Source organism: Peribacillus sp. NPDC096447 (assembly GCF_044762725.1).
GTDB lineage: Bacteria > Bacillota > Bacilli > Bacillales > DSM-1321 > Peribacillus.
In genome coordinates this window covers 1-17,556 of sequence record NZ_JBIWEV010000013.1, presented here as the reverse complement: position 1 = coordinate 17,556, position 17,556 = coordinate 1, and the positions used below count along the sequence as shown (strand labels likewise).

The 17,556-nt window shown below is 40.3% G+C and carries 22 protein-coding genes; 19 read left to right on the top strand and 3 right to left on the bottom strand.

Features of this window, described 5'->3' with window-relative positions:
- The first annotated feature begins 47 nt into the window (after window positions 1–47).
- The 13 genes from ACIQZD_RS24675 to rpsI all read left to right on the top strand — a co-directional run bounded on the left by ACIQZD_RS24675 (window position 48) and on the right by rpsI (window position 8,726).
- Complete coding sequence (locus ACIQZD_RS24675) at window positions 48–701, top strand: adenylate kinase (RefSeq protein ID WP_402907258.1); 654 nt, start codon at window positions 48–50, stop codon at window positions 699–701.
- Window positions 702–1,266: 565 nt separating this feature from the next.
- Window positions 1,267–1,485, top strand: coding sequence for a translation initiation factor IF-1 (gene infA / locus ACIQZD_RS24670; RefSeq protein ID WP_028390440.1), 219 nt, complete (start codon window positions 1,267–1,269; stop codon window positions 1,483–1,485).
- A 40-nt stretch (window positions 1,486–1,525) separates the two neighbouring features.
- Entirely contained in the window at window positions 1,526–1,639 is a 114-nt protein-coding gene (rpmJ, locus tag ACIQZD_RS24665) for a 50S ribosomal protein L36 (protein WP_003156543.1), read from the top strand.
- A 22-nt stretch (window positions 1,640–1,661) separates the two neighbouring features.
- Entirely contained in the window at window positions 1,662–2,027 is a 366-nt protein-coding gene (gene rpsM / locus ACIQZD_RS24660) for a 30S ribosomal protein S13 (protein ID WP_034304978.1), read from the top strand.
- A gap of 22 nt (window positions 2,028–2,049) precedes the next feature.
- Entirely contained in the window at window positions 2,050–2,439 is a 390-nt protein-coding gene (rpsK, locus tag ACIQZD_RS24655) for a 30S ribosomal protein S11 (RefSeq protein WP_028390438.1), read from the top strand.
- 176 nt (window positions 2,440–2,615) lie between these two features.
- The gene (locus ACIQZD_RS24650; RefSeq protein WP_402907256.1) at window positions 2,616–3,560 is read left to right on the top strand and encodes a DNA-directed RNA polymerase subunit alpha; all 945 of its coding nucleotides are present in this window, start codon (window positions 2,616–2,618) and stop codon (window positions 3,558–3,560) included.
- 83 nt (window positions 3,561–3,643) lie between these two features.
- Window positions 3,644–4,006 carry a 50S ribosomal protein L17 gene (gene rplQ / locus ACIQZD_RS24645; protein WP_034304973.1) on the top strand — a complete coding sequence of 121 codons (363 nt, stop codon included), beginning with the start codon at window positions 3,644–3,646 and terminating at the stop codon, window positions 4,004–4,006.
- 368 nt (window positions 4,007–4,374) lie between these two features.
- Window positions 4,375–5,214, top strand: coding sequence for an energy-coupling factor ABC transporter ATP-binding protein (locus ACIQZD_RS24640; protein ID WP_402907254.1), 840 nt, complete (start codon window positions 4,375–4,377; stop codon window positions 5,212–5,214).
- Window positions 5,190–6,056, top strand: coding sequence for an energy-coupling factor ABC transporter ATP-binding protein (locus ACIQZD_RS24635; protein ID WP_402907252.1), 867 nt, complete (start codon window positions 5,190–5,192; stop codon window positions 6,054–6,056). The genes ACIQZD_RS24640 and ACIQZD_RS24635 overlap by 25 nt, the downstream gene beginning before the upstream one ends.
- Window positions 6,056–6,853 (top strand): energy-coupling factor transporter transmembrane component T family protein, encoded by a 798-nt coding sequence (locus ACIQZD_RS24630; RefSeq protein WP_402907250.1) that lies wholly within the window; start codon window positions 6,056–6,058, stop codon window positions 6,851–6,853. Before ACIQZD_RS24635 ends, ACIQZD_RS24630 begins: the two co-directional genes overlap by 1 nt.
- Window positions 6,854–6,867: 14 nt before the next feature.
- Window positions 6,868–7,608, top strand: a complete 741-nt coding sequence (gene truA, locus ACIQZD_RS24625; RefSeq protein WP_402907248.1) for a tRNA pseudouridine(38-40) synthase TruA — start codon at window positions 6,868–6,870, stop codon at window positions 7,606–7,608.
- A gap of 267 nt (window positions 7,609–7,875) precedes the next feature.
- Complete coding sequence (gene rplM / locus ACIQZD_RS24620; RefSeq protein ID WP_034304960.1) at window positions 7,876–8,313, top strand: 50S ribosomal protein L13; 438 nt, start codon at window positions 7,876–7,878, stop codon at window positions 8,311–8,313.
- A gap of 20 nt (window positions 8,314–8,333) precedes the next feature.
- Window positions 8,334–8,726 (top strand): 30S ribosomal protein S9, encoded by a 393-nt coding sequence (rpsI, locus tag ACIQZD_RS24615; protein WP_034304957.1) that lies wholly within the window; start codon window positions 8,334–8,336, stop codon window positions 8,724–8,726.
- A gap of 142 nt (window positions 8,727–8,868) precedes the next feature.
- Here the strand turns inward: rpsI and ACIQZD_RS24610 are convergent, their stop codons facing one another.
- The gene (locus ACIQZD_RS24610; RefSeq protein WP_402907246.1) at window positions 8,869–10,317 is read right to left on the bottom strand and encodes a DHA2 family efflux MFS transporter permease subunit; all 1,449 of its coding nucleotides are present in this window, start codon (window positions 10,315–10,317) and stop codon (window positions 8,869–8,871) included.
- 170 nt (window positions 10,318–10,487) lie between these two features.
- On the opposite strand from ACIQZD_RS24610, the gene ACIQZD_RS24605 reads away from it, so the two are divergent.
- The 5 genes from ACIQZD_RS24605 to ACIQZD_RS24585 all read left to right on the top strand — a co-directional run bounded on the left by ACIQZD_RS24605 (window position 10,488) and on the right by ACIQZD_RS24585 (window position 14,642).
- The gene (locus tag ACIQZD_RS24605; RefSeq protein ID WP_402907244.1) at window positions 10,488–11,036 is read left to right on the top strand and encodes a TetR/AcrR family transcriptional regulator; all 549 of its coding nucleotides are present in this window, start codon (window positions 10,488–10,490) and stop codon (window positions 11,034–11,036) included.
- Window positions 11,037–11,249: 213 nt separating this feature from the next.
- Window positions 11,250–11,777: an ECF transporter S component gene (locus tag ACIQZD_RS24600; protein WP_402907242.1), complete on the top strand. Its 528-nt coding sequence runs from the start codon at window positions 11,250–11,252 to the stop codon at window positions 11,775–11,777.
- A 445-nt stretch (window positions 11,778–12,222) separates the two neighbouring features.
- Complete coding sequence (locus ACIQZD_RS24595; RefSeq protein WP_402907240.1) at window positions 12,223–12,648, top strand: DUF2521 family protein; 426 nt, start codon at window positions 12,223–12,225, stop codon at window positions 12,646–12,648.
- A gap of 82 nt (window positions 12,649–12,730) precedes the next feature.
- On the top strand, window positions 12,731–13,444 hold the full coding sequence (gene cwlD, locus ACIQZD_RS24590) for an N-acetylmuramoyl-L-alanine amidase CwlD (protein ID WP_402907238.1): 714 nt from the start codon (window positions 12,731–12,733) through the stop codon (window positions 13,442–13,444).
- A 139-nt stretch (window positions 13,445–13,583) separates the two neighbouring features.
- Window positions 13,584–14,642, top strand: a complete 1,059-nt coding sequence (locus tag ACIQZD_RS24585; RefSeq protein ID WP_402907236.1) for a P-loop NTPase — start codon at window positions 13,584–13,586, stop codon at window positions 14,640–14,642.
- Window positions 14,643–14,686: 44 nt separating this feature from the next.
- Here ACIQZD_RS24585 and gerD read toward each other — a convergent pair whose 3' ends face one another.
- Window positions 14,687–15,247, bottom strand: a complete 561-nt coding sequence (gerD, locus tag ACIQZD_RS24580; protein ID WP_101225885.1) for a spore germination lipoprotein GerD — start codon at window positions 15,245–15,247, stop codon at window positions 14,687–14,689.
- A gap of 137 nt (window positions 15,248–15,384) precedes the next feature.
- On the opposite strand from gerD, the gene ACIQZD_RS24575 reads away from it, so the two are divergent.
- Window positions 15,385–16,065 (top strand): KinB-signaling pathway activation protein, encoded by a 681-nt coding sequence (locus ACIQZD_RS24575; protein WP_402907233.1) that lies wholly within the window; start codon window positions 15,385–15,387, stop codon window positions 16,063–16,065.
- A gap of 93 nt (window positions 16,066–16,158) precedes the next feature.
- On the opposite strand, the gene pdaB is transcribed toward ACIQZD_RS24575, so the two are convergent.
- The gene (gene pdaB / locus ACIQZD_RS24570) at window positions 16,159–16,911 is read right to left on the bottom strand and encodes a polysaccharide deacetylase family sporulation protein PdaB (protein ID WP_402907231.1); all 753 of its coding nucleotides are present in this window, start codon (window positions 16,909–16,911) and stop codon (window positions 16,159–16,161) included.
- Window positions 16,912–17,556: the final 645 nt, after the last annotated feature.

The following is a 17,556-nucleotide window of genomic DNA, read 5'->3' as shown; positions in this document are numbered from 1 at the left end:
AACGGCTTGTTCCCTTTACCCATTATAGAGTTTGAGGGGGAAGAAAATTGAATCTAGTGTTAATGGGTCTGCCGGGTGCTGGTAAGGGCACTCAAGCTGAACAAATCGTAGAAAAATATAATATCCCTCATATCTCTACTGGAGATATGTTCCGAACAGCTATCAAAGATGGAACAGAATTAGGTCTAAAGGCGAAATCATTCATGGACAAAGGCGAATTGGTACCTGATGAAGTTACCATTGGCATCGTACGTGAACGGTTAAGCAAGGAAGACTGCCTCAAAGGATTTTTGCTTGATGGATTTCCACGTACTGTGGCTCAGGCGGAAGCACTTGAGGGCATTCTTACTGATTTAGATCGCAAAATGAATTTTGTCATTAATATCGATGTTGATAAAAGCATCTTAATGGAAAGATTGACAGGACGTCGTATTTGCAAATCATGTGGTGCGACATACCATCTTGTTTTCAATCCTCCTGCTAAAGATGATGTATGCGACCGCTGCGGCGGAGAATTATATCAACGTGCCGACGATAATGCAGAAACGGTTCAAAATCGCTTAGATGTGAATTTGAAACAAACCAAGCCACTTCTTGATTTCTACGGAGATAAAGGATACTTGGTCAACATTAACGGACAGCAAGATATTAATAAGGTATTTGAAAATATCGATGTGTTGCTTGGTGCTTTACAAAATTAATCATTCGTATTGATTTATGAAATTCATACCATTTTTATAACTTACTAGTTAAACTTGGTGCATTCCTATAATACAAAGGGTATAATGGATTTCGCGAGAGCATTCGCACATTTATTAATCAGGTTCTTGTACTTGGTATTCCCTGAATTGGGCGATTACTTTTTAAGTGATCTTCATGGACATATCCGGTCGGCAAAATTGATGAAGAAATGCAGTGACTCTATTGGGATTCCTAAAGAGTCGTGATATAGAGGGTTGAAAGAAGCTATGTCAGGCGTGCGCCTTTCAAACATCTCCCATGCTATTCAAACCTATGTCGAGACTAATTGCTTCTCTATTTCGAGAGTATGTCGGTCACGGAATCGGTCAAGACTTACATGAGGGCCCATAAAATCCTCATTTCGGTCCAACTGATAAAGGTCCTCAGTTAAAGCCTGGTTCTACAAAATGGTGAATACTTGATGCAGAATTGTAAGACTTATGAGGATGATTGGACTGTAGTAATGTTGACGGAAAGATGTGTACCTTTAATAGGTTCACGCATAGAGAAGGGAGAATCACTTTAATGGCGAAAGATGATGTAATTGAAGTAGAAGGCACAGTACAAGAGACTTTGCCAAATGCAATGTTTAAGGTAGAATTAGAAAATGGTCATACTGTTTTAGCTCATGTATCCGGTAAAATTCGTATGCACTTTATTCGCATTTTGCCTGGAGATAAAGTTACGGTTGAGCTTTCCCCGTATGATCTAACTCGCGGCAGAATCACATACCGGTTCAAATAATCCGGTTTCGCTCCGATCTGTATAAGGAGGTTAGATAGCAATGAAAGTCAGACCATCAGTCAAACCAATCTGCGAAAAGTGTAAAGTTATCCGCAGAAAAGGTAAAGTTATGGTTATTTGCGAAAACCCTAAACATAAACAAAAACAAGGCTAAATAGAAGGAGGTGCACTCAAGCATGGCACGTATTGCTGGAGTAGATATTCCCCGTGACAAACGTATTGTTATCTCATTAACATATATATATGGTATTGGAAAACAAACAGCGATCAAGATTCTTGCAGAAGCAGGCGTTTCTGAAGAAACTCGCGTTCGTGACTTAACGGAAGACGAATTGAACAAAATTCGTGATATCATTGACAAGCTTAAAGTAGAAGGCGACCTTCGTCGTGAAATCTCCCTAAACATCAAACGTTTAATGGAAATCGGTTCTTACCGTGGTTTACGTCACCGTCGTGGTCTTCCTGTTCGCGGTCAAAATACAAAAAACAATGCTCGTACGCGTAAAGGACCTCGTCGTACTGTAGCTAACAAGAAAAAATAATTAGTAAAGGAGGTTACTTTTCATGGCACGTAAAACTAATACACGTAAACGTCGTGTGAAAAAGAATATAGAAACTGGTATTGCACATATTCGTTCAACTTTCAATAACACTATCGTTACGATCACTGACTCTCATGGTAATGCTATTTCTTGGTCAAGTGCTGGAGCTCTAGGATTCCGTGGATCTCGTAAATCCACTCCGTTCGCTGCACAAATGGCTGCAGAAACAGCTGCTAAAACATCAATTGAACATGGTATGAAAACTCTTGAAGTTACAGTTAAAGGACCTGGTGCTGGACGTGAGGCTGCTATTCGTGCACTTCAAGCTGCTGGCCTAGAAGTAACTGCAATTAAAGATGTAACTCCAGTTCCACATAACGGATGCCGTCCACCAAAACGTCGCCGTGTTTAATTTTTCTGTATAGATTTTGTATTCCTGTCAATAATGGGATATAATACTGAGTTTGCGTTCTTACAGAGGATTAATTTTCAGTTGTTGCGCACAGCGGGAACGTATACATGGGGAATTTCGGTTAAGTGACTTCGTTTACTTGCCGGGGTTTTGACGTTTTGAAGGAGGGTTTATTGATGATCGAAATAGAAAAACCAAAAATCGAATCGGTTGAAATCAACGACGATACCAAATACGGTAAATTCGTCGTAGAGCCACTAGAGCGTGGGTATGGTACTACATTGGGTAACTCCTTACGTCGTATCCTTTTATCCTCACTCCCAGGTGCTGCTGTCACAGCTATACAAATTGATGGAGTGCTACATGAGTTCTCAACAATTGAAGGCGTCGTGGAAGATGTAACATCTATCATTCTTAATGTGAAAAAACTAGCTCTTAAGATTTACTCTGATGAAGAGAAGACGCTGGAAATTGACGTTCAAGGTGACGGAGTCATCACGGCTGCTGATATCACTCATGATAGTGATGTAGAAATTCTTAATCCGGATTTATATATTGCTACAATTGGTAAAAACGGTCATATGCGTATGCGTTTATCTGCACGTCGCGGCCGCGGCTACACTCCTGCTGTTCAAAACAAGAGAGAAGACCAGCCAATTGGTGTAATTCCAATCGATGCTCTTTACACTCCAGTTTCACGCGTATCTTTCCAAGTTGAAAATACACGTGTTGGACAGTTGTCTAACTTTGACAAGTTAACGTTCGATGTTTGGACTGATGGCAGTACTGGTCCGCAAGAAGCGGTAGCACTTGGAGCTAAGATTTTAACAGAGCATTTAAATATCTTTGTTGGTTTAACCGATGAAGCTCAAAATGCTGAAATCATGGTTGAAAAAGAAGAAGATCAAAAAGAAAAAGTTCTTGAGATGACGATCGAAGAATTAGACCTTTCTGTTCGTTCTTACAACTGCTTGAAGCGTGCTGGAATCAATACCGTTCAAGAGCTAGCTCATAAAACGGAAGAAGATATGATGAAAGTACGTAATCTAGGACGTAAATCACTTGAAGAAGTGAAAGCGAAACTAGAAGAATTAGGCTTAGGTCTTCGTAAAGACGACTGATAACATGGCGGAATCAATCCATTATGTTGTGAGCCTTGTTATAGACACACAATATAGAACTTCAACAAAGGAGGGAATCTCTAATGGGTTACAGAAAGTTAGGACGCACTAGCGCACAACGTAAAGCATTACTTCGTGATTTAGCTACGGATCTTATTATCCATGAGCGCATTGAAACTACTGAAGCACGTGCAAAGGAATTACGTTCTGTAGTAGATAAAATGATCACTCTTGGTAAACGTGGTGACTTGCATGCACGCCGTCAAGCTGCATCTTTCATCCGTAACGAAATCGCTGACGCTGAGAATGGCACAGATGCCCTTCAAAAACTATTCAGTGACGTGGCTCCACGTTATGAAGAACGTCAAGGTGGATACACTCGTATCATGAAAGTTGGTCCACGCCGCGGTGACGGTGCACCAGTCGTGGTTATTGAATTAGTTTAATAACAACGATGAAAAAGGGCGGGACAAATGAATATACTCACTTGTTCTATGCCCTTTTTCTTTTTTTTAAAATAGAAATTCTTTCATTTAGAAATTCGCATTGAGTGTTACGATGGCTGGCGGAACCTGTATCATGCAGGGAGCCTTCACGTCTAGCTCAAGCATCCCTTCCCGCTTTTGATAAGCGATTATAAGATAACCTGTTTATCGTAACAGGCCCGCTGTTAGCTGCTCTTAATTTACCGAAAATTCTTTCGGTGGAAGGGGTGCAGCGTTTTTTTATATTTTCAGAAGGAAAAACTACTAAATGTATATTGAGTGAGCAGAGTTTAGTTTAGACGAGTGCAGTCGAGAATGAGGAGGGCCACATGGTGAAGAAGCTGGTTTCTTTAAATAATATTGTTTTTAAATATGAGGGTCAGTCTCGAAACGCCTTGGATGATGTTTCTTTTGATATTCATCAGGGGGAGTGGCTTGCGATTGTCGGACATAATGGCTCTGGCAAGTCGACATTAGCGAAGTTGCTGAATGGTCTTCAGTTCGCTAACTCAGGTACCATTACGATTAATGATCAACTTTTGACAGAAGAATCCGTTTGGGATGTACGCCAGAAAATTGGCATGGTTTTTCAAAACCCAGATAATCAATTTGTAGGCACTACAGTTCAGGATGATGTGGCTTTTGGTTTAGAAAACGCCGGTGTTTCTCAGCAGGTTATGGTGGAGCGTGTTCATGGTGCGTTAAATAAGGTTAAAATGAATGCCTTTCTTAATCAAGAGCCGCACCATCTATCCGGCGGTCAAAAGCAAAGAGTGGCCATAGCAGGTGTAATAGCCTTGCAGCCAGACATAATCATCTTAGATGAAGCAACCTCCATGCTTGACCCAAGAGGCCGTGAAGAAGTGCTTGAAACAGTTAGGGAATTAAAGCAGGAAAACGATATTACTGTCATATCAATCACCCATGATCTTGAGGAAGCTGCGAAAGCTGATCGAATGATAGTCATGAACCAAGGTCGGCTATATCGTGAAGGATCGCCTCAGGATATTTTTGATTTAGAGGAAGAATTGATTGCTCTTGGTCTGGATATTCCCTTTTCAGTGAAACTAACCAAGGAGTTACAAAAAAATGGTGTTCGTGTAGTTGATGGGCATTTGACAGAGGAAGAGTTGGTGAAGGATTTATGCGAATTACACTCGATGATGTAGAATACCGCTATCAGGTGAATACTCCTTTTGAACATCTAGCACTTCATGATGTCAATATTTCAATGGAGCCGGGAACCTATACCGCAATCATCGGGCATACAGGGTCCGGGAAATCCACGCTACTGCAGCATTTGAATGCTCTTTTAAAACCGACGAAGGGTCGGGTTTTCATTGGGGATCGGACGATTGAAGCCGGAAGAAAAGAAAAGGCTTTGCGGCCAATAAGACAAAAGGTCGGAATTGTTTTTCAGTTTCCGGAACATCAGTTATTTGATGAAACGGTTGAAAAGGATATATGTTTCGGTCCGATGAATTTTGGCGTCTCTGAAATCGATGCGAAGAACCTGGCCAGGAAAGCCATCGCGCAAGTCGGTTTGAATGAAGAAGTGCTTGAAAAATCTCCATTCGACTTATCCGGCGGACAAATGCGACGGGTGGCCATCGCTGGGGTACTTGCCATGGAGCCGGAAGTATTGGTGCTTGATGAGCCTACAGCGGGTCTGGATCCGCGAGGACGCAAAGAAATCATGGATATGTTTTATGATCTGCATAAAGCAAGTGGCATTTCAACGATTCTGGTGACTCATAGCATGGAGGATGCAGCCAAGTACGCGGATGACATCATTATCATGCATAAGGGTACGGTGTTCAAAAAGGGAACCCCCCAGGAAATTTTCTCAGAGCCGGAACAATTAATGGAGCTTGGCCTGGATGTTCCTGATACGGTCCGCTTTCAGATAAAGCTCCAGAAGGAACTTGGTGTTCGATTTGATCATCCATGTCTTAATATCGGTGATTTAGCGATAGAAATAGATAAAGCCATGAAACGGGGGAACCGCTAATGCTGGATAAAATGATTATCGGGCGTTATGTCCCTGCAAATTCACTGATGCACAAGATGGATCCAAGGGCTAAATTGCTCCTCGTGTTCCTGTTTGTTTGTGTCGTCTTTTTGGCGAATAATGTCGTTTCTTACGGTTTGCTTGCTGTATTCACCATCCTTTTGATCATTCTTTCCAAAATACCGCTTCGTTATCTTTATAATGGGTTAAAACCAATCTTTTTCTTGATCGTATTTACATTCCTTCTCCATATATTTTTTACGAAAGAAGGGGATTTGCTTTTTGAATATGGTTGGTTTGAAATCTATGAAGGCGGTCTGATTCAAGGTTTTTTCATATCAGTAAGATTTACTTTATTAATCCTTGTTACGTCACTTTTAACTTTGACGACATCCCCGATATCCATTACGGATGGGATGGAAGAGCTGTTGGGACCCTTGAAAAAGTGGAAGATGCCTGTACATGAACTGGCATTGATGATGTCCATTGCCCTTCGATTCATCCCAACGCTAATGGAGGAAACGGAAAAAATCATGAAGGCACAAACTGCAAGGGGCGTTGACTTTTCATCTGGCCCGATAAAGGACAGGGTTAAATCGATTGTACCGCTGCTTGTTCCTTTATTTGTTAGTTCGTTCAAACGGGCTGAGGAATTGGCAACTGCCATGGAATCTAGAGGATACCGTGGCGGGGAAGGCCGTACGAAATATCGCCAATTGAACTGGAAGATGAGTGATAGTCTTTTGATGATCTCAATCGGTGTTCTAACGGTCATGTTATTTTTATTACGTTCATAATAAGGAAGAGAACTATGCCAAAATATAAATGTGTGATCGCTTATGACGGCACGGGTTTTGCTGGTTATCAGGTGCAGCCTGAGAAACGCACCATACAAAGTGAATTCGAGGCAGTCTTGGCCCAAATGCATAAAGGCACAATTATAAAAGTGACTGCTTCAGGCAGGACAGATTCAGGGGTCCATGCAAAGGGACAGGTACTTCACTTTGAATCGCCCCTTACTTTCCCTACGGAAAATTGGGTAAAGGCGTTCAGCGCCCTTCTTCCGACCGATATCATCGTTCTGGAAGTCGACATCGTGCCTGACGATTTTCATGCAAGGTTCCATACGACTGGGAAAGAGTACCGTTATATCATAGCCCGCTCGAAACTGCGGGATCCGTTCCAGCGAAATTACGCTTATCATTATCCCTACCCATTAGATGGGGAGGCGATGAGGGAAGCAATCTCCTGCTTGATCGGGACACATGACTTTACTAGTTTTTGTTCGGCTAAAACGGAAGTGGTCGATAAAGTTCGAACGATACAAGTGATTGATTTTGAAGAGAGCGATGGTTTCATGGTTTTCCGCTTCGTTGGCGAAGGTTTTTTGTATAACATGGTGCGTATCTTGGTTGGGACGCTCCTCGATGTCGGCAGCGGCAAGATCTCACCCCGTGATATGAGCGGGATTTTGGCCAAAAAGGACCGCAGTTTTGCAGGGAAAACAGCACCAGCCCAAGGCTTATATTTATGGAAAGTATTTTACAAATAAAATTATTTTCGAAGTGATACCAGTTTTTTTACAACTGGGAATCGAGATGAACTCAGTAATGGAGCGGTTTGACGCTACACTGACCTTTTCATGGAGTTGCAGAGAGGGTTTTATAGACAACTTATCCTAGTGTAACATTCCCTTGACAATGAATCTGGGAGAAGTTAATATAATATGGTATGTATTTTAATCCCACGATAAGCCCCGGAAGTTTATTGTGATTGAAAATAAATATAAAAAATTAAAAAGTTTTTTAGGAGGTTAACCATGCGTACGACATTTATGGCGAAAGCTAATGAAGTAGAACGTAAATGGTATGTGATTGACGCTGAAGGCAAAACTTTGGGTCGCCTTTCTACTGAAGTAGCATCCATCTTACGTGGTAAACATAAACCAACTTTTACACCGAACATTGACACTGGTGATCATGTAATTCTAATCAATGTTGAAAAAATCCACTTGACTGGTAAAAAATTGACTGACAAAATTTATTACCGTCACACTATGCATCCAGGCGGTCTTAAAACTAGAACTGCTCTTGAAATGCGTACAAACTACCCTGAGAGAATGCTTGAACTTGCTATCAAAGGTATGCTTCCAAAGAATTCTCTTGGTCGTCAAATCTACAAAAAATTACACGTATACGCTGGAGCTGAGCACCCACACGCTGCTCAACAACCAGAAGTATACGAATTACGCGGATAATTACTAAGGAGGTTACTATCTTGGCACAAGTTCAATATTATGGTACTGGTCGCCGTAAGAGCTCAGTAGCTCGTGTACGTTTAGTACCAGGCGAAGGTCGCATCGTTATTAACGGTCGTGACATCAATGAATATATTCCTTTCGCAGCATTACGTGAAGTTGTAAACCAACCACTAGTTGCAACAGAAACTACTGGAAATTACGACGTTCTAGTAAACGTTAGCGGTGGTGGATACACTGGTCAAGCTGGAGCAATCCGTCACGGTATCGCTCGTGCATTGCTTCAAGTTGATCCAGAATACCGTCCATCTCTTAAAACTGCTGGTTTACTAACTCGTGACCCACGTATGAAAGAGCGTAAAAAATACGGTCTTAAAGGCGCACGTCGTGCACCTCAGTTCTCAAAACGTTAATTCTATTACCGTTTCAAAGACTCTCAACCATTTCGGTTGGGGGTCTTTTTTATGCCCGGAAAATGTGTGTAATTGAAATATTAAAAAGCATATCTGGGATCTCCCGGATATGCTTTTATTTTAAATACTCCATTTAATAATTTTAGTTATGGGATTCACCTTGGCTTTTTTTGATTACGGCTTTTCCCGGCATGAGGCATGTAAAAATTAACGCCACAAAAGATAAGATTAACATGAAAACATAGGCATCACTTGAGCCAAAGATGGAAGCTAATGCCTTTAGTTGGATAGCTGAAATATTTTCATTTTTCATTGATAGCTCAGAAGCATGTGAAGTTGCCTGCATTGTATACACTGTGATGACAACTGCTGTTCCAATAGCACCTGACAATTGGCGAATGGTATTATTTACAGCTGAACCATGGGAACCCAATTCTCTTGGTAAAGCATTCAACCCTGCTGTATTTAATGGCATGGTAATAAAGCTCAAGCCAATTCGTAATATAATGGTACGAACCATTAAATAGCTATAGGTTGTGGATTCGTTTATATCTATGACTCCCCATATCGAAACAATGATAAATACCAAACCTGTAATAAAGAGTGGTTTAGAACCATATTTATCATACATTTTACCTGTGACAGGGGATAAGAAGGCATTAATCACAGCTCCAGGTAATAACAGTAAACCTGCTTCAAATGCCGTAAAACCTCTTCCATTTTGCAAGTAAATGGGTAAAAGAATTAAATCCGCATACATGATCATCGTAATTAGTACATTGATGAAAGATTTGAGAGTGAAAATTTTATAATGGAATACAGATAAATTTAATAATGGATCGCTGGATTTCATTTGTCGTAAACAGAATAGAGTTGACACGATCATTCCGACGAGTATTGCAGTAATGACAACGGGATCATCCCATCCCTTGCTTCCTGCGCTACTAAATCCAAATAATATACAGCCAAAACCAATCGTCGATAAAATGACACTTATGATATCCAATTTTGCTTTTGTTGTCTCGGCAACATTCATTAAATATTTGAAAGCTAGAGCTATGACGATTAATATAAATGGGATTAACCCAATAAATAGCCATCTCCATGAAACATATTCAATGATAAAACCAGATAATGTAGGGGCTATGGCTGGAGCGAAAATCATCGCAAAGCCAATTGTCCCCATAATGCTTCCACGCTTTTCGCTAGGATATAAATATAAAATAACTGTCATCATTAGAGGCATAATAATCCCCGCACCAATTGCTTGAATCATTCTTCCCGTTAACAGCACACCAAAATTCCCTGCACATGCACAAAGTAAAGATCCGATGAACAAAAAGAACATCGAGCTAATAAATAGCTGTCTTGTTGTAAACCGTTTCATTAAAAAGGCAGTAATCGGCACTAAAACACCGTTCACTAGCATAAATCCCGTTGATAACCATTGTACAGTTGCAGTCGTTACATGAAATACGTCCATTAAACCACTCAATGCAACATTTAATAAAGTCTGATTTAATGTTGATAAAAAACAGCCGGCAATCAGTACAATTAATAAAACTTTTTTATTTCTTTCCGTTATGATCATTCGTAAACCCCTTCATTTTTGACTTGCATTCTCAACACCGTGTCGATAAAATCGATGGTAACAAAAAAATATGTTGCTTACCATGAACAGTTTTCTTGAAACTGTTCACTACTCGACATAGAAATATATGCTGTTGAGAAAGTCAAAGAAAATCTATAAAGGAGTTAAAAATGTCTATACCTAAAAAAGAAGATCCTCGTACAATTCGGTCAAGGGAAATGTTTAAGAACGCTGTCATTGCTCTGTTATGCGAAGACCCTGCTATTTCAAATTTAACGGTTCAGAAAATCGCAGCCAAAGCAGGATTAAATCGGACAACATTTTACCTACATTATCAGGATATTCAAGATTTACTAACGCAAATCACCGATGAGATTTTAAATGAGCTTTCCGATAAAATTTTTGCTTTAATACATGCAAAAGATTTATCAGAAAAACAACAGCTAACACAATTGCTTGATTTTTTATATATTCATCGGAATTATTTACTTATTTTATTTAAAACGAATCAGTTTGAGGACCAGTTGTTTTCATTGTTAAAGCAATTAGTAGAAATTATAAGGAAGAATACCAAAAAGGATCTACCTGCTGATTATGTTGACATTGACATTAAAACAGCCTCATTGGTAGGCATTATAATATGGTGGTTAAGAAAGGGGCTTCATTTTAGTTCAGATTATATTGCCAATCAAATTTATTTAATGTACAGGGTGCAATGATGTTGGGGTTGTTTTTTTATGCCCGGAAAAAGATTTGACCACATTTTCAACATGGGATCCAAATGAAACGCCGCGGCGACGTTGGTTACAGGCATGTTCCATTTGTTTACACATGAGTTTATTTATGTAATACAGAATTTTTTGTAAAATCCATATTTATTAAGTTCCTGTTTAGGAGTATGATAATACTTAAAAAAAGAAAGAGGACTTCATATGAATTCAACATACTCACCGATTGAAACAACTAAAACAAAGGCCTTGGTCATTAGTGCGCTATTCATTGCATTAACCCTTATAGCGACAATGATCAACATCAAGCTCCCAATAATGGGTAACGGAGGCCTGATCCATCTTGGTAACGTTCCCCTTTTTATAGCAGCCTTGATATATGGCAAAAAAACAGGAGCCATAGCAGGCGCCTTCGGAATGTGCTTCTCCGATCTTATCTCTCCTTGGGCAGCATGGGCACCGTTTACATTCGTCATCGTAGGAGCAATGGGCTTTTTAGCCGGCCTTATATCCGAAAAGGTACCGGGCAAAAGAGAACTTGTATACACTTTGGCCGTTGCCGTTGCATTGATCATAAAAATCGTGGGCTATTATTTTGCTGAAGTTATTCTTTATGGTAACTGGATACAGCCATTTGGCTCCATCCCTGGAAACGTAATGCAGGTCGTAATAGCCGGTATAATTGTCGTGCCTCTAGCTGGCCGATTAAAGAAAAGGGCCGGACAGATATAAAGTAAAACATGGGAAACCTTGTGCAGGCATCACCGATTGAATTTCGGACAGTTTAAAAGTTATATCAAAGGACATCCGTTTACCATGGATGTCCTTTTATCTTAATAGATCTCAAATAGTATTGATCAAGGTCCAAAGAGACACGCTCAGGCCGCTACCCAAGTCGGCAAGGTCAGCCTCGGGTAGCGGCCTGAGTGGTGAGTTATGGGTGATAGTTCCAAGTTTTCTGCCATTAAACATCATCTGATAAGTGCAGTCTGCCCTTTGACAGGCTTATGGAAGATAGCATATTGCATATCGATAGGCATTATTAATTTACTTGCCGAACCTATCCTCATTATTTTTTGCCAATGGAATAAATGAATGGTTCAAAATAGAACGCTAAAACTAAATTATGTCTTGGGAAATAATTTTGGGAAATGGGGAATTGCCCCGGAGGTGAATTATGGTTGTGATATTAGGTTTACAGGAGATGCAAAGGGAAAGGCAATTGAAGTTCGAACGCAGGCTGCTCAGGGAACTTTCTATCGAGGATATGAAGGGAAGGATTCAGCGTTACTTCGGACAGGATTTGATGGATGTTTTGGAGGAAGGCTACTTTGATGTTGCCATCGAGGCTTATTTATTAGGAGCGAACTATAGTAAGTTTGGCTATTATGGTGAGTCGGAAGAAGATGTTAGGGCCAGGTGCTGGAAGGAAGAGAAGTTTTTGGTAGATACCCTTTTTAACTTCATTTTGTATTGGCGGGAAGTTACGGCGAATAATGCATTTGATGAAGGTTTGTTTTATTGCTGTGAAGGATTTGTGGGGGATTGGTGGCTGGACGGCTTTAAGACTGGTGAAAAACGATATAAAATGAAACTGCATTAAGAAGGCAAATCCCCATTCCTTGTTCTAATTCCATGGTTTGTCCCATACTTTTTAGTAGAGAGATCATGGAAGGGGAACGGTCATGCGCAGAAAGCTGAAATATACAGGAATCGCTATGGGATTGTTTGTCCTTTTTTTAATTGTGACATTTAAATTTGTTGAAGATGATTCTTGGGACTCCTGGAACCTTCCGTTGGCAGGTAAGGTCATCATTCTGGATGCAGGTCACGGAGGAATGGACGGCGGGGCAAATGTACAAGAGATTATGGAAAAGGAAATTGCCCTTTCCGTTTCATTAAAGGTCAGGGACTATTTGCAGGAACAGGGTGCCCTTGTCATCATGACCCGTGAGAAGGATGAGGACTTGGCTGGAAATACAAAGGGGATCCGCCAGCGAAAACAGGAGGACTTACGGAATCGGGTTGAAATGATCAATAATTCGGAAGCGGACTTATTCTTAAGCATTCATTTGAACTCTTTTCCATCAGCGTCATCGAAAGGTGCCCAGACCTTTTATACAAGCAGGTTTGAGGAAAATGAACAGGTGGCAAAATTCATTCAGACTGAAATCATCAGAAACCTGGAAAATACAAAGCGTGATGCAAAAACGATTAATCATGTGTATTTGATGAATTATGCTAAGAAGCCGGGAGCGCTTGTGGAAATTGGCTTTCTTTCCAATACCGAGGAAAGGGAACGCCTTATCAGTGATAAGTATCAAGAAAAGGTTGCCAGCTCGATTTATATGGGGATTTTACGGTACTTTACAGAGGAAAAACTATCGGAAGAAAAGTGATGTCTGGGTCTTGTAAGGTACAAGGCCTCTTTATCATGGGAAAATAATCAGGTTTCTCATGCGGGGCAGATAATAATCTTTCTTTCCGTAATATGTTATACTGAAAAATGGGAAAATAAAATTCAAAGGGGTGCTCGACTTGTTAACAGAAGAGAAAGTACTGAATTTATTAAAGGATCTTAAAGACCCTTTTCTACATAAAAGCCTTGAAGAGACAAATGGAATTATAGAGATCAAAATAAAACCTGAAAAGAATCATGTAAGCGTTAAACTTGCGATTGCGAAAACGGGGACTGCCGAGCAAATGCAAATGCAATCGGAAGTTGTGGACTTGCTGAAAACGAACGGAGCGGAATCGGTAGGCATCCGTTTCGCGGAGCTTTCAGAAGGGGAGTTAGCCAAGCACCGTGAAAGCATTCCTCAGGATGAAGCGGACCAAGGTTTGCTTGGCCCTAACAGCAAGACACAATTCATCGCGATCGCCAGCGGTAAAGGCGGAGTGGGAAAATCTACGATTTCAGTGAATTTCGCCACTTCACTTGCTCGTTTAGGTAAAAAGGTCGGACTGGTTGATGCCGATATTTATGGATTCAGCGTACCTGATATGATGGGGATAACAAAAAGACCGGTTGTTCGCGGGGAAAAAATCATTCCTGTAGAACGGTTTGGCGTTCAAGTTATCTCGATGGGCTTTTTTGTAGAGGATAACGCGCCGATCATATGGAGAGGGCCGATGCTGGGGAAAATGCTCAACAGTTTCTTTAATGAAGTGGAATGGGGAGATTTGGACTATTTGGTCCTTGACTTACCGCCGGGTACAGGCGATGTTGCTTTGGACGTTCATACGATGCTTCCATCATGTAAAGAAATCATCGTTACGACACCGCATCCGACTGCAGCCTTCGTTGCTGCAAGAGCTGGTGCCATGGCCATCAAGACAGAGCACGAAGTCATTGGTGTCATAGAGAACATGTCATTCTTCGAAAGTAAAACGACGGGTGAAAAAGAATATGTCTTCGGAAAAGGCGGCGGACAGAAGCTTGCAGAAGAGCTTCGTACAGAAGTTTTAGGTCAACTTCCCCTGCAACAGCCGGATTGGAACGAAGAGGACTTTGCTCCATCCATTTACGCAGCGGACCATAGGCTCGGCAGGATTTACGAAGATATTGCTAAAAAAGTCATTGAAAAACTACAATAAAAATAAGGCTGATCCCGATTGGAATCAGCCTTTTTTCGTTCTTTTTACTTTTTCTCCTTCTCGGCAGCTTTAGTGGCTGCTTTATCCAATTTCTCTTGCATTTTAGCTTGGACGAGAGGACTCTCCATGGTTTCGATGATCAGCTCTTTGTAGACCGACCGCATCTCCTTGGTTTTTAATAACTTATTCATTTCTTTTTCCATATCCGGTTCTTTCATTATTTCCATGAGCATTCCACGATACTGAGGATCTGCAGTTAAGTCCTTCAATACCTTTTTATGTTCGTCTTCTAATGCTTTAGCATATGCGGAAGCGAATTCGGGATCATTAAATGTCTTTTTCCAAAATTCCTTCCCTTTATCTGAAGTGACCATATCTTCAATGGATTTCTTAATGTCATCCGAATCCATAATAAGTTCAGCTTTCGTTTTATCATCAGTAATGATATCCTGGATTGCCTTTTTTCCATCATCTGTCTTCAAGATATCGACGACCATCTTCTTTGTCTCTTCATATTCCATTTTTTCTGCGCCTGCCCCATTTTGAGCACAACCGGAACAAACGAGTAAGAATGACGTGAAAAGCAAAGCAACTCCCACTCTCATACGCAGGGCCCCTTTCATCCTTCTTACTGTTAATATGGTTCCAATCGGCGATATTATTCCTTGGTGGAATAAGTGGATTTTTCCAAATTTGGTTGGTACAATTAAGGAAATGAAATAGAAATGTATGGAGGAAAACAATGAACAGCCGTAATTTAGTTAAATTGTTTTTAACAACATTGCTTATAGGTGGTGTAACGGGCGGAGTTGTAGGTTTCTTGGCTCGGTGGAGTGAGTTTAAACCTTATTTCTCTTCTCTTGATGTCAGTGCCATCCTATCAACTTTTATTTGGTTATTCGGTGTTGGATTAATTTTCAGTGTCATAAGCCAAGCCGGCTTTTTTGCCTATTTAACGATACATCGTTTTGGTCTGGGAATATTTAAAAGCGCTTCCTTATGGAATGCGGTTCAACTTGTACTCATTCTTTTTGTTGTTTTCGATCTTGTTTACCTACGGTATCTTAGCTTTGGTTCAGGCGAAGGGATCAGTTCCTACATCGTGTTAGCATTGGTTGTATTGGCCTCAGGGATTGTTACGGCTTATTTCAAAATGAAACAAACGAATAAACAGTCGTTCATACCAGCCTTATTTTTCATGGTCGTGTTCACGGTTTTGGAGTGGATACCTGTCCTAAGTGCCAATGATGAAAGCTGGCTTTACTTCATGCTGTTTCCATTGCTGGTCTGCAATGCTTATCAATTATTGGTCCTGAGCAAATTGATTGAAATTTCACAAAAGGAATTGGCTAGTAAAAGAGGGCGTAAGCAAACTACGGCAAAGGGAAAGATGAAATCCGGTGAACTTGGTAAAGGCAGCTAATCTATATGTAAGCCGGGCCATACATAAGGAAGTCAAAACATAAAAACTGCGTACTAAAGGTTCATGGAGACCATTAGTGCGCAGTTTTTTCAGTCAGCGAATTTCCTCACTGGTTGCTGATGAATTGGAAATCATCTCTGAAACGTTAACGAAGTTTAAATTTTTTGATCTGAGTTCACTTATTAACTCCGGTAAAGCCTTATTCGTTTGTTTTGCTGAGTCTGAAGCATGTAATAAGATGATATCACCCTTTTGGGCCTTGGTGATGTTCTGTACGATCCGATCAACACCCGGATTGGTCCAATCCTTTGAATCGATGCTCCAATGGACAACGGTATATCCGAATTTCTCGCTAATCTTTAAGAGGCGTTTATCAAAGTGACCGGTGGGAGCGCGTAAAAGTTCTATATTCTTTATATTAAGTTTTTTAAATGCTTCCTGGGCTTTAGAAATATCCCGGATGATTTCCTGATCTTCCATTTCGGAATAATCCTTATAATCGTAACCAAGGATGCCGATTTCATATCCTTCTTTCACAATTTCCGCAACTATGTCGGGATGACGTTCAGCCCAGGATCCGGAGAGGAAAAAGGTGGCGGATTTAATCTTTTCCTTTTTTAATGTCTCTATTATCGGAGCGGCTTTCTCATCACCCCAGCCGATATTGAACGTGATCGCAACATTCTTTTCCCCTTTATAAACCGCTTTCGGCCCATCTTCTGTAGAAAAAACGGGGGCATGAAGAATGTTTTGTACAAAAAGGAACCAAGCGGTAAAAAGTGCCGTAAGTAATATTAACGAATAATATTTGATCTTCTTGGCTTGAAGCACCATGAAAAATTTCATTAATCCATCCCCTTGTCCAAAGTACTCTTGTCTTCAAATTTATGCGCGAGGATTATTGTTATGCAAAAAAATCAGTTGAAAATTCATAAAAATGCTGGCAATGGGGAATGCTGTCTGGTGGAGGTGTGAACTATGCTCGGTTTATTGATTAATGACAAGGAAAAGATGGAATTGGAGTACCTTTTAAAAAGAGAGATGGATGAAATACTGTTCGATCTGCAGAATGACAGAATCGATCACTTAGTCAAAAGGGCAATAAACGAGAAATATAACATCCTTTTCAGACTGTTTAAAAGGGTGAGCTCCGAGGAGGAATGCCTAATGTATATGAGGGGAAAAAAGAATTTGTCCAAGTGGAATCAGTCATGAGATTCAAAAGTGAATTATATTAAAAAAATCTATTGACTATTGATTTATACGCTGGTATATTATAAAAGTTGCTGCAACGTAAAAGCTTTTGAAAAAGAATGAAAAAACTTTTTTAAAAAAGTTATTGACGAAGTAGTAATAAGATGTTAAGATATTAAAGTCGCTAAGAGATGCGGCAAACAAATTGCTCTTTGAAAACTGAACAAAACAAAGCGCCAACGTTAAATTTTAAGTGAGCACACACTATCAAAAAAGCAAATGAGCAAGTCAAACATT